Origin of the sequence: Pyxidicoccus fallax, from assembly GCF_012933655.1 — a bacterium.
Lineage (GTDB): Bacteria > Myxococcota > Myxococcia > Myxococcales > Myxococcaceae > Myxococcus > Myxococcus fallax.
The window spans coordinates 1-14467 of sequence record NZ_JABBJJ010000042.1 but is presented as its reverse complement, the minus strand read 5'-3'; the positions used below and the strand labels follow the sequence as shown (position 1 = coordinate 14467).

Below are 14467 nucleotides of genomic sequence, written 5' to 3'. Positions count from 1 at the left end.
CACGCTTCGCCCCGAGGACGCGGGGACCCTTCCGGGCCCCACCGCCAGGGCGAACAAGCATTTCATGTAAGCTTGGGAAGCCGCGCCAGCCCTCCATCTCGCGAGGGCGGGGTGCTGGACATTCGCCCCCGATGGGATAGACGCGCGAGCCGCCATGCTCGTGTCGCTCGTCATCCCCGTCTACAACGAGATTCCCACCCTCGCGGAGCTGCTGCGCCGCTGCATCGCCGTCGACTTCCCGAAGGAGCTGGTGCTGATTGACGACTGCTCCAAGGACGGCAGCCGGGAGTTCCTGCGCCAGCTCGCGGAGCAGGGGGTGGCGCTCCTGGGCGGCACGCCGCGCAACCGCAACGAAATCCGCGTGCTCTTCCAGGAGCACAACCAGGGCAAGGGCGCGGCGCTACGCCGGGGCTTCTCCGAGGCCACCGGGGACATCGTCATCGTCCAGGACGCGGACCTGGAGTACGACCCGCGCGACATCCCCCGCGTCATCCAGCCCATCCTCGACGGGGAGGCGGACGTCGTCTTCGGCAGCCGCTTCACGGGCACGCCCCGGCGCGTGCTGTATTACTGGCACACGGTGATGAACAAGGCGCTCACCACGCTCTCCAACATGACGAGCGGGCTGAACCTCACCGACATGGAGACCTGTTACAAGGCCTTCCGCGCCGAGGTGCTCCGCTCCGTGGACGTGGAGGAGGACCGGTTCGGCTTCGAGCCGGAAATCACCGCCAAGGTGGCCCGCGGCAACTGGAGGGTGTTCGAGGTCCCCATCAGCTACCACGGGCGCACCTACGAAGAGGGCAAGAAGATTGGCTGGAAGGACGGCGTGCGCGCCCTCTACGCCATCATGAAGTACTCGGTGAAGCGATAGGCGCCCCGCCCCGCTCCAGCAGGCCCCGCGCCGCCTGCACCGCTTCCTGCGTGCCCGTCAGCGCGAGCACGTCCCCGGAGCGCAGCACCTCCTGGGCCGTGGGCACGGACACGCTCTCTTCGCCACGCTGAATCGCGAGCACCGTCGCGCCCGTCAGGCCGCGCAGGTTCAATTGCGCCAGCGTCTGGCCCACCGCGGGGCTCGAGTCCTCCAGCCGCACGGGCACCGGCTCGCCCAGGCCGGGCAGCAGCTTCGGCACGTCGTCCAGCGCGTGCTCCTCCGAGCCCGGCTCCCGCGAGTGGGACTGCGCCGCGAGCGCCGCCACGACGACCTCCGCCCCCGCGCGCACGTGCCCGTGCAGGTTGGTGGCCCCGCGCCAGAAGGCCACGCCCAGTGTCACCAGCAGCACCAGGATGATGAGCGGCCCCGCCGGCCCCCGGAGGAAGGGCTGCGTAATCGCCACCAGGGGGATGCCCACCAGCAGCACCGTCACCACCTGCAGCGTGACGATGAGCAGCCGCCGGGGCGCCGCCGCCAGGTCCACCTTCCCGTCCTGGCGCGGAGGCAGCGCCGCCTGCGCCAGCACCTCCCCGAGCCGGCGCGCCATCCGGACGATGCCCACCAGGAACGGCACCGAGAGGACGGCCACTCCCACCAGCAGGAGGTTCTCCGCCAGCGCCCGGCTGATGCCCGTCCGCTCCTCGATGAACAGCGCCACCTTGCGCGTCCCCAGCGAGATGCCGATAGCCAGCCCGATGAGCAGCGCCGCGTCCAGGAGCAGCAGCCGCGCCAGCCGGCGCACCTCCACGCCGCGCGTCTGGTGCGCGGGCGCCTCCCGCAGCCGCTCCACCCAGGTGCCGTACAGCGTGGCGAACGTCTGCAGCGGCTTGGGCAGCTTCCGGTCCACCCAGGTCGCCACCGGCCCGGACGTCTTGATGAGGATGGGCGTGGTGAGCGTGGTAATCGCCGACACGGCCACCGCCACCGGGTAGACGAAGTCCCCCGTCGCCCTCAGCGACAGCCCCAGCCCCGCGATGATGAAGGAGAACTCGCCAATCTGCGCCAGGCTCATGCCCGCCTGCACGGACGTGCGCGTGCCGTTGCCCGTGAGGAACGCGCCCAGGGTGACACCCAGGATCTTCCCGGCGATGACCACCAGCGTGAGCACCAGGATGGCCACCCAGTGCTCCGCGATGAGCGCCGGGCTGATGAGCATGCCCACCGACACGAAGAAGATGGCGGCGAACATGTCCCGCACCGGCTGCACCAGGTGCTCCACCACCTTCTCCTCGCCGGACTCCGCCACCAGCGAGCCCGCCAGGAAGGCCCCCAGCGCCACCGAGTAGCCGAACGCCTGCGCCAGCAGCGCCACCGCGAAGCAGATGCCCATGCTCGCCACCAGCGTCGTCTCCGGCCGGTTCAGCTTCACCACGGCGCGCACCGCCCGGGGGATGATGAAGAGCCCCACCACCACCAGCCCCACCAGGAACGCCACCAGCCGGCCCGTCGTCAGCGACAGCTCCCCCAGGGACAGGCCCGCACCCGTGGAGATGGCCGTCAGCGTCGCCATCAGCAGCACGGCGATGAGGTCCTCGACGATGAGCACGCCCACCACCAATTCGCGCAGCCGGCCCTTGATGCCCTGTTCGTCGAAGGCCTTGGCGATGATGGTGGTGCTGGAGATGGCGATGATGGCGCCGATGAAGATGCTCTCCCGCGACGTCCATCCGAAGGCCCGGCCCACCACGAAGCCCAGCCACACCATGATGGCGCACTGGATGACCGCCGTGAGGCCCGCGGTGAACCCCACCGAGAACAGCTTGCGCAGGCTGAACTCCAGCCCGAGCGAGAACATCAGCAGGATGACGCCCAGCTCCGACAGCGTGGCGACGACGTCCGGGTTGGCCACCAGCGGAATCGGCACGTGCGGGCCCACCACGAGCCCGGCCAGGATGTAGCCGAGGACGACGGGCTGGCGCAGCCGCTGGAAGAGGACGGTCGTCACCGCGGCCACGCAGAGGACGATGGCGATGGCCTGGAGGACCTCGTGTGCTCCGTGCATCAAGACACCTCGGCGCCCCCGCCGGGGGCGCTCACGATTCGAATCGAAGAAGGGAGAAGGGCCGTGGGCTCCCGGTCGCTACCGTCGGGAACGGTGGACCTGGCCACATGGATGTAAGCGGGCGGAGGAAGCGCGAAAGCCCGCCCCGCGACGGCGCCCCCGTCAGGAGCGCATCAGCCGGGCGCGGGAGGTCCGCGAAGGGGCCGGGTGATGAGGGGGGGCTGGTCCGCGAGGCCACTGCGAGGGGACACCGGCGCCACCGGGTGGCGCACCCGCCGCGCGAGCGCCGTGTCGGGCACGTCCCACCGCAGGCGACTCCAGCGATGCTCCGCGAAGCCGTCCGGCGAGAAGCCCCCCCGGCCCCGCGCCGCGCACCAGCTCGCGCGCGAGCCGAGGGACGGTGCCTGCCCGGGCGCGGCCCAGGTGTCGAACCCCACCCCATGCAGCCGCGTCCAGGAGGGCTGGCGTGAGGGACGACGGGTGAGGACCCGGGGTCCGGAGACGCCGGGTCCGGCTTCGACATCCTGGACGAGCCACCCGGCGAGAAAGGACGGCGGCTGGGTCTCCGTGAAGCGCCCGCTCCAGAAGCCCGGGCCGAGCAGGAGCAGCCCGAGTCCCAGGAGGGCTCCCACCCCCCAGGGGAGCCACACCCCGGGTCCCCGGCGCCCGAGGCCAGACCTTCGCGATGTCGGGCCGAGGGAGCGCATCGCCTGTCCTGTATTACGCGCCCATTCGCCGTGTAAAGCACCTCCACGCCCACTGTAGGCCCATGTCCCCTCGTCCCAAGGGGAGGCCCTGACGTCCGCCGGTGCACACCTCACCGCCGGCGGTCGGGGGCAGACGGGCACTGGTTTCCGTCAAGCCACTGCCCCCATCCAGAAGCGATTCTTAGGTTCCCGATGTGCTTTCACGATTCTTGCTCTACGGGTGTACCGGGTGGGTGTTGGAGGTCCTGTTCACGGGCGCCGGCTCGGCCCTGAAGCGAGACAGGAGCGCTACCGCCAAGACGTATTTGTGGATGCACCCCATCTACGGGGGGACGGCCCTGGCCCTGGAGGAGGTCTCCGCCCGGCTCAAGCCCCTGCCCCGGCCGGTGCGGGCGCTGGCCTACACCGCCCTCATCTTCGCGGCGGAGTACGGCACGGGGTGGTTCCTGAAGCGCCTGCTCGGCCGCTGTCCGTGGGACTACTCGCCGCACCGCTGGAGCGTCCACGGCCTCATCCGGCTGGACTACGCGCCCGCCTGGTACCTCACCGCGCTGCTGTTCGAGCCCGTCCGCGACACCCTGCTCCACGTCACCAGCGAGGCCCTCACCCAGACGCCGGAGTACCGGCGGGCCGAGGAGGCCGGAATCCTGCCGGAGGGGGCGCTCCCCGAGGGAGAACCGGAGGAGGCGGGGGTGGTGGCCCGGCGCTTCGAGCTGGCCCACGCCGAGTCTGCCTCCCTGCACTGAGGGCCGGGGCGGAGCACGTCCGCTGGCCGACTGCTGACCGGCCAGATGTCGAACCTGCTTCCGGCTTTTCTTCCTCCGTGCTGCGTCGCGTAGTACCTTCCGCGCGTCTTCCCCCACGCTGTGGGGGAAATTCCGCCGACTCCCCGAAAGTTTCCGCCCCCGTATGTTTGACTGGCTTCACACCCTCTTTTCGCGTGACCTGGCCATCGACCTCGGCACGGCGAACACGCTCATCTACATCCGCGGTCAGGGCATCGTGTCCAACGAGCCTTCCGTGGTGGCCGTGCAACAGGACGCGCGCGGGGGCAAGAAGGTCCTCGCTGTGGGCAAGGAGGCCAAGGAGATGCTCGGGCGTACCCCGGGCAACATCGTGGCCATCCGTCCGATGAAGGACGGCGTCATCGCGGACTTCGAAATCACCGCGGCGATGCTCCGGTACTTCATCCAGAGCGCCCACAACCGCAAGACGCTCGTCAACCCGCGCATCATCATCGGCATCCCCTCCGGCATCACCGAGGTGGAGCGCCGTGCGGTGCGCGAGGCGGCGGCCAACGCGGGCGCCCGCGAGGTCTACCTCATCGAGCAGCCCATGGCCGCGGCCATTGGCGCGGGCCTGCCGGTGACGGAGCCGAGCGGCAACATGATTGTCGACATCGGCGGTGGCACGTCCGACGTCGCGGTCATCAGCCTGGCCGGCATCGTGTTCGCCAAGAGCGTCCGCATCGGCGGCGACAAGCTGGATGAGGCCATCATCCAGTACGTCAAGCGCAAGTACAACCTGCTCATCGGCGAGCGCACCGCGGAGCTCATCAAGATGGGCATCGGCACCGCGTACCCGACGGACGAGGTCATGACCATGGAGATCAAGGGTCGCGACCTGGTGGCCGGCGTGCCGCGCACGCTGACGGTGTCCAGCGACGAGGTGCGTGACGCGCTCGCCGAGCCCGTCAACGGCATCGTCGAGGCGGTGAAGCTGACGCTGGAGCGCACCCCGCCCGAGCTCGCCGGCGACATCGCCGACCGCGGCATCGTGCTCGCCGGTGGCGGCGCGCTGCTGAAGAACCTGGACACGCTCCTGCGCGAGGAGACGGGCCTGCCCGTGTTCCTCGCCGAGGACCCGCTGTCCGCGGTGGTGATTGGCGCGGGCAAGGCGCTGGAGTCGCTCGACATCCTCCGCCAGGTCTGCCAGCCGGGCTGAGCGTCCTTCCAGTCCTTCCTTCACGGCGCCGTGCTTCCCTCGGGAGGCCGGCGCCGTTCGCTTTTCCGGCGCCGTGCTGGCGGCCGTTTGACAGCCGCGCGGGCGCTGGACTGTGGTGGGCGGATGAACCCCACCCCCCTTCGTCACAGGCTGTCCGGACTCGCCGCCGCCACGCTGCTGATGGCCACGCCCGCCCTCGCCGACTGGCAGGCGGATGCCACCACGAAGTTCACGCCTCCGGCCGGCCAGAAGGCGCCGCCGGAGATGACGGGGAAGATCTACGGGCGCAAGGGCGTGCTCCGCATGGACTCGCAGACGCCCGGCCCGGACGGCAAGCCGCTGCAGGTGTCCTTCATCTTCAACTACGAGAAGCGCACCGGCACCACGGTGATGCACACGCAGAAGATGGTGATGGAGCGCAGCCTGGATGACCTGCCGGTGAAGCTGCCCGGCTCGTGCACGGGGAAGACGCAGGACTTCGACGCGTGCTTCAAGGAGCAGGGCTACAAGAAGGTGGGCAACGAGAAGGTCAACGGCCATTCCGCCGTCGTCTATGAGGGCATGACGCCGGACATCCACGGCAGGCCGTCGCGCCAGAAGGTGTGGCGTCCCACGGACCTGGCCGAGGTGCCCTACATCCGCGCGCAGACGTTCGGCGCCGGGGGCGACGTGACGGAGGTCAACCTCACCAACATCCAGACGGGGCCGGTGCCGGACTCGCGCTTCACCGTGCCGGCGGACTACCAGAAGCTGGCGGCGCCTGCTCCCGGCGCGATGCCGGGGGGCCTCAAACCCGAGGACCTCAAGGGCAAGACGCCCGAGCAGATTCAGGAGCTGCTTCGCCAGCGCCTGGGCCAGGGCGCGCCGGAGGGCGGGAAGACGCCCTGAGTGGCACACGGCTCGGGCGCGCCCTCACGAAGCGCGCCGGAGCCGCCCGACGCGCCGCTCACGGCTTCCGGTGCTTCGCGTAGAGGTCATCCCGCCACGCGAGCAGGTCGGAGTAGCGAGCGGCGAGCGGCGCGTGCGTCCACACCTCCCGCGTGCCGGGCCCCAGCGGGAGGTAGCGGTCGTCCACGGGGCGCAGGAACTGGAGCATCGCCGCGGCGTTGATGTCCGCGTAGGTGAAGCGGCCGTGGAGGTAGGGGCGGCCTGCGAGCGCGGCGCGGAGCTGCTCCAGGGCGGGGACGACGGTCTCCTGGATGGCGGCGTCCACGTCGCCGCGCGCGCGATGCTTCCGGGCGATGAAGCGCGCGCCCATGCGGGCGGACGGGGCCATGAGCCCCCGGAGCCAGGAGGGGACGAACGCGGGGAGGCTCTCCTCCTGGGCCCGGCGGTTCTGGAGCAGTCCGACGACGACGTGCGCGCGCGCCACACCGAGCACGCGCTCACCCGTCTCCTCCCAGCGGACGTTGAGGTCCTCCGCGTCCGGAGGGAAGAGGGGCTCGCCCTGCCCCACCGCCTCCGCTCGCTTCGCGATGTGGAACGAGCCGGTGATGGAGCCCTCCTCGTCGAGGAGCAGCGGAACGGAGGGGCGCACCCCGCGCGCCGTGCGCCAGCGCAGAACGGGCTCGCCGATGAGCGGCATGTGCTCGCGGTAGCGGTAGGTGACGCGATGGTGGTCCAACGCCCAGCGGGCCTTCTCCGTCCAGCCCGAGTAGCCGAGTCCGTAGAGTGTGCGCATACGGACCCGGACACTACGCCGTCGCGTCAGGCGCGCACCACCGCCGGCACGCCGAAGCTCAGCGACCGTGCCTCACTGGCAGACTCCGCAGTCGGCCAGGCAGTCACGGTAGGTGCGCCCCCAGCCACAAGACTCCGTGTACTGGCACGTGCCGTCTCCACAGAGGAAGACGTCCTCCGGCCGGAGCCGCGTGGTGATGGCCCGGTAGGTGACGCCGTTGTATCGGCAGGCATCGCGGTACGGCTTCCCGATGGATGGCTCGCAGTAGAGGTCGCAGCTCACGAGCGGAATCAGGGGCGGACAGTTCTCCTCGATGCGCTGGAACGGCCCCGGAGAGAGCGCGCAGCCGCGCGGCGAGCTCTGACTCCCGCGCAGCACGCCCTGGTCACTGGCCACGTAGACGCCCTCCCCGTTGAAGAGGTTGCCGAAGAAGCAGGCCTCCCGCACGGAATGGTTCGAGAGTTCCTCCCGCGAGTAGGGAATGGGCTGCCCCCGGCCATCCCTGCCCAGCACGGAGATGGCCATCGAGACCCCGGTATTGGTGGTGTGCGCGGCCAGGCACGCCGACACCACCTGCTGCTCGGCCGTTGAGGGGCGCTGACCACTGGCCCAGCCCGGCGCGAGCCCGAGCTGCCCGGCCCAGGAATACGACTTCCCGCTGCGCGCATCCGTGTAGCTCCGGGTCTGCCCCGCGGGCACCGCGCAGCGCACCATGTACCGCATCACCATGTTCGCCAGTGCCGGGTTGGATTGGAACCAGGTCCCGAACCGCGCCGAACTCAGGCCCTGCTGGCTCAACCCATTGAATGACAGCCCATTGAAGGACAGTCCATTGAACGACAACCCATTGAAGGACAGGCCGTTGAAGGACAGGCCATTCACCGAGCCCAACTCCTGCTCGGCGGTGTCCACTTCACCCCTCGGGTCCGCCTCGACGTCCTCCACCGGCCCGCAACCCCAGGCCACCGCGAGCCACGACACCACCAGCAAGCCTTCAATGCGTCTGGACCGCATGCACGCCCCCACTGTGAATCATTGGAGCCACCTACCGAGAACCCTGTCGGGCCCTCAGGGGACATCCGGGTCGCGCTGTGGAATCGAGAGTGACGTCCCCTGCGAGGATTCTCGGAGCGTTGGACGGTCGAGGTGCGGCCCCCGTTCCAGGGGGTGAGAGGGCGTCTGTCTTGGGACAGCGAGGGCGTGGGGTAGCGGACGCTCGTGCAAGTCGTTGGAGCCCCTCCCGTGAGTGCTATCCGCGAGTCCGCTTCCGCCGGCCGCCGCGTTTGACTTCAGCGTCGCGAACGGGCACCGCGGGCGGCGAGTCCAGCGCGACGTAATCTCGCGCCTCGGCGAGCAGCCACTCGCGGAACGCGGCGAGCCCCGTATGGTCGTCCGAGCGCGCGGGGTACACGAGGTAGTGCGCGTAGTCGGCCTTGAGGGATTCGGTGAAGAGCGGCACCAGCAGTCCCGCCTGCACCAGCGGGCGGATGAGCGTCACCCGGCCCAGCGCGATGCCGAGCCCCTCCACCGCCGCGCGATGCAGCGTCTCCGAGTCGTCGAAGTTGGCGACGAAGCGCCGGGGCAACGTTCCCCCGTGGCGCTCGAACCACTCGCGCCAGGAGTTCGGTGAGCCCAGCAGGGGGAAGCGATCCAGCGTCTGGAGCGTGGGGCGTCCCAGCCGTTCGAGCAGCGCCGGGCTCGCCGAGGGGGTGACCTGGTCGTCGAAGAGGTGCACGGCGCGCAGCCCCGGCCAGTATCCGCGCCCGAAGCGGACTCCCGCGTCGATGTCGGTGGCCCGGTCGAAGTCGACCAGCTCCGCGCTCGAGTGCAGGTTGATTTCGAGCTGGGGATGGAGCGCGACGAAGCGCGGCAGGCGTGGCACGAGCCAGCTCGTCGCGAACGAGGGCAGCAGCGTGAGCGTCAGCACCTCGTCGCGGCGCGCGCGGAACGGCCGCATCGCGTGCTCTATCGCGTCGAGGTGCTCGGCGACGCGCTCGAACAGCCGCCGCCCGTCGGCGGTCAGCTCGACGCCGCGCGCGTTGCGCACGAAGAGCCGCTGGCCGAGCTGGTCCTCCAGGCCGCGAATCTGGTGGCTCAGCGCGCTGACGGTCAGGTGCAGCGACCGCGCCGCGTGCGACAGATTCCCATGGCGGGCGGCGGCCACGAAGCCCTGCAGGGCGTACAAGGAGGGGCGGGACATTCCGGTCAGAGCCTTGAAGAGAGTTGAAGGCTGGCTTGCAAAATCATCGCTTTTTGCCTCAGCAGGATGTCCTTACCTTGAGAAGCGTTCAACACGACGAGCGCCCCACGCCCGTCGTGACGGCCAGAGGAGGCTCCCATGAACATCTACAAGGGCCTGCTGATGTTGCAGGGATACTTGACCACCGTCGACCCGGAAGACTCGGAGCGGGACCCTCAGGCCAGAGCGCCGGAGTGCCGCCCCACTCCCGGTGACCCGGCGGCGACCCTCCGCCACGGGCGGCACACCGAGACCCAGGCCGTGCCGCTCGGCGACGCGGCCGGCTGCCTGGCTGGAGGATGCGGCTGAAGCACGGAGCGGGGCGCGTCAGCATTCGTGCGCAGCGGGAAGCGCCGGACCTCTCATGCGCCCCCGGTCACCTGTAAAGCCCACCCACGGGGAGGGTCGGCGCGCCGAGCAGGCGCGCGGCGCGTCGCCGGCGGCCCCATGGCTCCAGACTCTGCCATGGCACGAAGCCTGAAATGCGAGGGCCCATCATGACCGACCACATCCTCCCCGCTCCCTCCTCCCCACTCCCTCCCATGCGCCGGGCCGTGCTCGCGGGCCTGCTGGGCTGGGCGTGTGTCGCCCTGCTCGTGTCCGCTTCCGGCGTCCTGGAGTCGTCCCCGCCGGCCGTCATCCCGCTGCTCATCGGCGGGAGCGTGCTGACCTTCGCCCTGGCCTGCGCAAGCTCGCGGGCCTTCCGAGCCGCCGTGCTCTCGCTGGACCCGAGGCCCGCGGTGCTCTTCCACCTGGTGCGCGTGGTGGCGGGAGTCGGCTTTCTCGTCCTCCACGCGCGAGGTCGGCTCCCCGGCGCCTTCGCACTGCAGGCCGGCTGGGGCGACATCGCCGTCGGACTCGCGGCGCCCCTGGCGGCGCTCGCCTTCCCCGCCAATACGCGGCTGAAGTGGACCCTGGCCCTGGCCTGGAGCGTGGCGGGGCTGCTCGACATCCTGTGGGTCGTCGGCAACGCGCAGCGGATGATTCTCCTCGAGGGCGACGTGCTCATCCCCGCCACGCTGACGCGCTTCCCCTTCTCACTGCTGCCGCTGTTCATCGTGCCGCTGGTGTTCATCACCCACGGCCTCGTGCTGGCGCGGCTCTTCGGCACGCGCCCGGCGGGACACCCCACCGGGCGCTGAGCCCCACGTCAGTCCATCAACTGCTGTGCGAGGTACACGGAGTGGAGCGCCCAGCGGCGCGCGTTCAGCAGCGGGTCCGCGTCGTTGGAGTGCCCACCGTCGGTGTTCTCGTAATAGAGGTACGGCAGCTCCATGGCCTCCAGCCGGGCGGCGAACTTGCGCGCGTGGCCCGGGTGGACGCGGTCGTCCTTCATGTTGGTGGTGATGTACGGCTTGGGGTAGCGCACGCCTTCCTTCAGGTTCTGGTAGGCGGAGTACTTCGAGATGAACGCCGCGTCCGCGGGCACCTCCGGGTTGCCGTACTCGCCCACCCACGACGCGCCGGCCGGCAGCTTGTGGTAGCGCATCATGTCGATGAGCGGGCTCTCGATGACGGCCGCGTTCATCAGGTCCGGCCGCTGGGTCATCGACACGCTGGTGAGCACGCCTCCATTGGAGCGGCCGTAGATGCCCATGCGGCGCGGGGAGCTGATCTTCCTGCGCACCAGGTCCTCCATCACGGCGGCGAAGTCGTCGAAGGCGCGCTGCCGGTTCTCCCGCAGCGCGGCCTGGTGCCAGCGGGGACCGAACTCACCGCCCCCCCGGATGTTGGCGACGACGTACGCGCCGCCGCGCTCCAGCCACAGCTTGCCCACCTCCGGCTGGTACACGGGCGTCTTGGAGACCTGGAAGCCGCCATACGCGTGCACCAACGTGGGCGCGCCGCCGTCAGCCTTGCGCTTCCGCGAGCGCACCACGAAGTAGGGCACCCGGGTGCCGTCCTTCGACTTCGCCCAGAACTGCTCCACCTGATGCGTGGACGCGTCGAAGCGCGCCGGCTGGCTCTTCACCTTCTTCACCGTCGCCGCGGACGCATCCCCCAGCCACAGCGCCGTCGGCTCCAGGAAGCCCTGCGACTTCACGAAGAGCCGGTCATGCGCGGACGAGGTCGCGGTGATGCCCACCGACGCGTTCTTCGGCAGGTCCAGCCGCTTGCGCGTCCACTTACCGCCCACCGGCGTGTAGACATCCAGCGCGCCCTTCACGTCCTCGTACACGTTGACCAGCAGCGTGCTCCGCGTGGCGGCCACCCCGTCGATGGCCTGACGCGGCCCCGGCTGCAGCACCAGCGCCGGCTTCGCCGAGGCGGCGTCCGCCTTCAGCGCGGCCAGGGGGAAGGCCAGCAGCGCGCCCTGCTTGAAGCGCCCCCAGTCCTCCTCCAGGCTGAAGACGACCTGCCCCTGCACGAAGCCCTGGTAGGACGTCTTCCTCGGAAGGGACAGGCGCACCGGGGCCGCGCCGTCGAGCAGCCAGAACTCGGACTCGAAGAAGGTCACCGCGCGGTTGACCAGCACCGCCTGGAGCTGGCCCTCGGCGTCCCGCAGCATCATCGGCGAGCCGTGGACGTCCGTGCGCTCGCCCCGGAAGACCTCCTTCGCCTGGGCCAGCGGCGTCCCGCGCCTCCAGTGCTTGAGCACGAACGCGTAGCCGGACTCGGTGAGCGTGTCGCCGCCCCAGTCGCGGCCCACGAGCAGCGTGTCCGCGTCCAGCCAGTCCGAGGACTGCTTGCCCTCCGGCAGCCGGAAGCCTCCGTCCACGAACTTCCCGGTGGTCGCGTCGAACTCCCGCACCTCGACCGCGTCCTTGCCGCCGTTGGACAGGCGCACGAGGCACCGCGCGTCCGCGGGCGGCAGGCACTCATGGCCCTTCCATATCCAGTTGGCGCCCTCGGCCTTCGACAGGGCATCCACGTCCAGCACCGTCTTCCATTGCGGCGCCGGGCCGCCGTAGCTGTCCACCGAGGTGTGGCGCCAGACGCCGCGGGGGTTCGCCGCGTCCTGCCAGAAGTTGTCCACGCCTCCCGCCCGGAACTCGGGGGTGGGGATGCGGTCGGTGGCGGTGAGGAACTCCAGCGCTTCCTTGTGAAAGGTCTCGAAGCGCGGGTCCTTCTCCAGCGCGGCCAGCGTCTTCTCGTTCTGGGTGCGCACCCACTCGAGCGCCCGGGTCCCCTGCACCTCCTCCAACCACAGGAAGGGGTCCTCCGCGGCCAGGGCCCCAGGGGCGCTCAACACTCCCGTCAACACCGACGCGACGAACACACTGCGCATCCTCATCATCTCCCTTGGCCGAAGCGGGCCTCCAACACCGCGAGGCCCGCCCCATTCCCAAGGGATTACTGCGCGGGGCGCGGGAAGGCCACGGGGCTGCGGTAGCCGTCGCGGTCCACGGCGCGCACGCCGAAGAAGTAGTTGTCCTTGGACAGGCCTGGCACCGTGAAGGTCGTCACGTTGCCCACCCGGAGGGTGTGCGTCCAGAGCGCCTCGTCCGTCTCGCGATAGACGATTTCGTAGCCCACGACGTCGGGCTCGGGGTTGGCGTCCCAGGCCAGCTCGGTGTCATTGGTGAGCCGGGTGGTGATGATGCGCGTGTTGGAGGGAACCGCCGGAGCGCGGGCGAGCGCGGCGAGCGCGGCGCCATTCACCCGGGCCACGCGCGTGGTGTAGGCGAAGTCGACGAACTCGGGCAGGTCGCCGAAGACGGTGCCGTTCTCCGTGCGCACGTTCTGGTGCTGGTGGGCGTAGTTCTCGTGGGGCTCGGTGAAGCGCAGCGCGGCGTAGCCCTGCTGGAGGAAGGGAATGTGGTCTCCGCCCCGGCGGTAGCGGTCCCGGCGGTAGATGATGTTGACCCGCATGCCCGTGGCGCTGTTCTCCGCCACGTCCTTGACGTAGCGCGCGAGCTGCCGCGACGGCGAGTCGTTCTCTCCACCCACCGAGCGGCGGGTGTTCGCCTCCGCGGGCGTCTCGGCCGTGGGCACGCCTTCCGCGAACACGCGCACGGTGAACGGGTCTCTCGAGCCGTCATCCGCGCGCGAGCTGCCGATGATGTCATTGGTGAACATGGCGGCGATGTTGCGCCCGGCCGCCTTGGCCTGCGTGGCGTGGTAGGTGGAGCCGTAGAGCCCCTGCTCCTCGCCCGCCACGGCCATGAAGACGATGGTGGCGTCGAAGTCGCGCGTGGCCATGACGCGGGCCAGCTCCAGCACGGCGGCCACACCGGAGGCGTCGTCATTGGCGCCCGGCGCGTCGCAGGTGGCGTCGACGGGGTCGGTGCACATCGAGTCGTAGTGGCCGCTGACGACGTAGACGCGGCCCTCGGACTCGCGCTGCGAGCCCTTCAGCGTGGCGACGACGTTGGTGATGACGGTGGGCACGGGGATGCGCGAGGCGGGCGGCTGCACGTAGCTCTGCAGCTCCACCGTCATCCGCCCGCCCGACTTCGCGGCGATGGCGTCGAACCGCGCCTTCAGCCAGTCACGCGCGGCGCCGATGCCCCGCGTCGGGTCGTCCTGGACGGACAGCGTGTTGCGCGTCCCGAACGACACGAGGGTGCGGATGGTGTTCTCGATGTTCTGCTCGCGCATCTCGCGCAGCATCTCCCGCACGTCGTGCGGCACCGGACGCGCGGCGCGCTCGTCCTTCTCCAGCGCGGCGGCGGCCGCCTTCCTGGGCACGTCATCGGTACCGGCGCCATGCGCGAACAGCGGGACGAGCAGCAGGGACGAAGCACCCAGCGCACGTGAGACACGCCGGACGGCCTGCGCGACGCCCGAGGCCGGGCGCGCTCCAACACCAAGACGGGTCACGGTCTTCTCCTCGGAGAGGGGGTAGCGGCGGGGACCGTAGCACCTCCATGGATTCCTTGAAGTCACCGCAATTCCGTGTCGCAGCGCGCCGTCCTGGCACTCCAGGCGCGAGCGCCGGTGAGCCCGAGGCTTGCAAGGTGCGACGCGTGCCTTCATGGTCCGCCGCCAGCACGCGCCTCCCCCGCCCGTTACATCC

The 14467-nt window shown here is 70.3% G+C and carries 13 protein-coding genes; 6 read left to right on the top strand and 7 right to left on the bottom strand.

What is annotated here, in order from left to right; genetic code table 11:
- The first annotated feature begins 154 nt into the window (after positions 1–154).
- Positions 155–874, top strand: a complete 720-nt coding sequence (locus HG543_RS11960; protein ID WP_169344855.1) for a glycosyltransferase family 2 protein — start codon at positions 155–157, stop codon at positions 872–874.
- Here HG543_RS11960 and HG543_RS11955 read toward each other — a convergent pair.
- Both HG543_RS11955 and HG543_RS11950 read right to left on the bottom strand, forming a co-directional pair.
- Complete coding sequence (locus tag HG543_RS11955; protein WP_169344854.1) at positions 849–2936, bottom strand: monovalent cation:proton antiporter family protein; 2088 nt, start codon at positions 2934–2936, stop codon at positions 849–851. The two genes, HG543_RS11960 and HG543_RS11955, sit on opposite strands and share 26 nt — an antisense overlap.
- Before the next feature lie 173 nt (positions 2937–3109).
- Positions 3110–3568: a hypothetical protein gene (locus HG543_RS11950; RefSeq protein ID WP_169344853.1), complete on the bottom strand. Its 459-nt coding sequence runs from the start codon at positions 3566–3568 to the stop codon at positions 3110–3112.
- A gap of 269 nt (positions 3569–3837) precedes the next feature.
- Here HG543_RS11950 and HG543_RS11945 point away from each other — a divergent pair, with 269 nt between their 5' ends.
- The 3 genes from HG543_RS11945 to HG543_RS11935 all read left to right on the top strand — a co-directional run bounded on the left by HG543_RS11945 (position 3838) and on the right by HG543_RS11935 (position 6475).
- Positions 3838–4389, top strand: coding sequence for a putative ABC transporter permease (locus tag HG543_RS11945; protein WP_169344852.1), 552 nt, complete (start codon positions 3838–3840; stop codon positions 4387–4389).
- 163 nt (positions 4390–4552) lie between these two features.
- Complete coding sequence (locus tag HG543_RS11940; RefSeq protein ID WP_011556714.1) at positions 4553–5587, top strand: rod shape-determining protein; 1035 nt, start codon at positions 4553–4555, stop codon at positions 5585–5587.
- Positions 5588–5710: 123 nt separating this feature from the next.
- A complete protein-coding gene (locus tag HG543_RS11935; RefSeq protein ID WP_169344851.1) occupies positions 5711–6475 on the top strand; it encodes a LolA family protein in 765 nt (254 codons plus the stop codon).
- A 58-nt stretch (positions 6476–6533) separates the two neighbouring features.
- Here the strand turns inward: HG543_RS11935 and HG543_RS11930 are convergent, their stop codons facing one another.
- The 3 genes from HG543_RS11930 to HG543_RS11920 form a co-directional block, all read right to left on the bottom strand.
- Entirely contained in the window at positions 6534–7268 is a 735-nt protein-coding gene (locus HG543_RS11930; protein ID WP_169344850.1) for a glutathione S-transferase family protein, read from the bottom strand.
- Between the two features lie 72 nt (positions 7269–7340).
- On the bottom strand, positions 7341–8282 hold the full coding sequence (locus HG543_RS11925) for a hypothetical protein (RefSeq protein WP_169344849.1): 942 nt from the start codon (positions 8280–8282) through the stop codon (positions 7341–7343).
- A gap of 235 nt (positions 8283–8517) precedes the next feature.
- Positions 8518–9468 carry a LysR substrate-binding domain-containing protein gene (locus HG543_RS11920; RefSeq protein ID WP_169344848.1) on the bottom strand — a complete coding sequence of 317 codons (951 nt, stop codon included), beginning with the start codon at positions 9466–9468 and terminating at the stop codon, positions 8518–8520.
- 138 nt (positions 9469–9606) lie between these two features.
- Here HG543_RS11920 and HG543_RS11915 point away from each other — a divergent pair, with 138 nt between their 5' ends.
- Positions 9607–9816: a hypothetical protein gene (locus HG543_RS11915; RefSeq protein WP_169344847.1), complete on the top strand. Its 210-nt coding sequence runs from the start codon at positions 9607–9609 to the stop codon at positions 9814–9816.
- Between the two features lie 188 nt (positions 9817–10004).
- Complete coding sequence (locus HG543_RS11910) at positions 10005–10649, top strand: DUF8737 domain-containing protein (RefSeq protein ID WP_169344846.1); 645 nt, start codon at positions 10005–10007, stop codon at positions 10647–10649.
- An 8-nt stretch (positions 10650–10657) separates the two neighbouring features.
- Here HG543_RS11910 and HG543_RS11905 read toward each other — a convergent pair whose 3' ends face one another.
- Positions 10658–12736 carry a prolyl oligopeptidase family serine peptidase gene (locus HG543_RS11905; RefSeq protein ID WP_169344845.1) on the bottom strand — a complete coding sequence of 693 codons (2079 nt, stop codon included), beginning with the start codon at positions 12734–12736 and terminating at the stop codon, positions 10658–10660.
- Positions 12737–12801: 65 nt separating this feature from the next.
- The gene (locus tag HG543_RS11900) at positions 12802–14271 is read right to left on the bottom strand and encodes a M28 family metallopeptidase (protein ID WP_211193879.1); all 1470 of its coding nucleotides are present in this window, start codon (positions 14269–14271) and stop codon (positions 12802–12804) included.
- Positions 14272–14467: the final 196 nt, after the last annotated feature.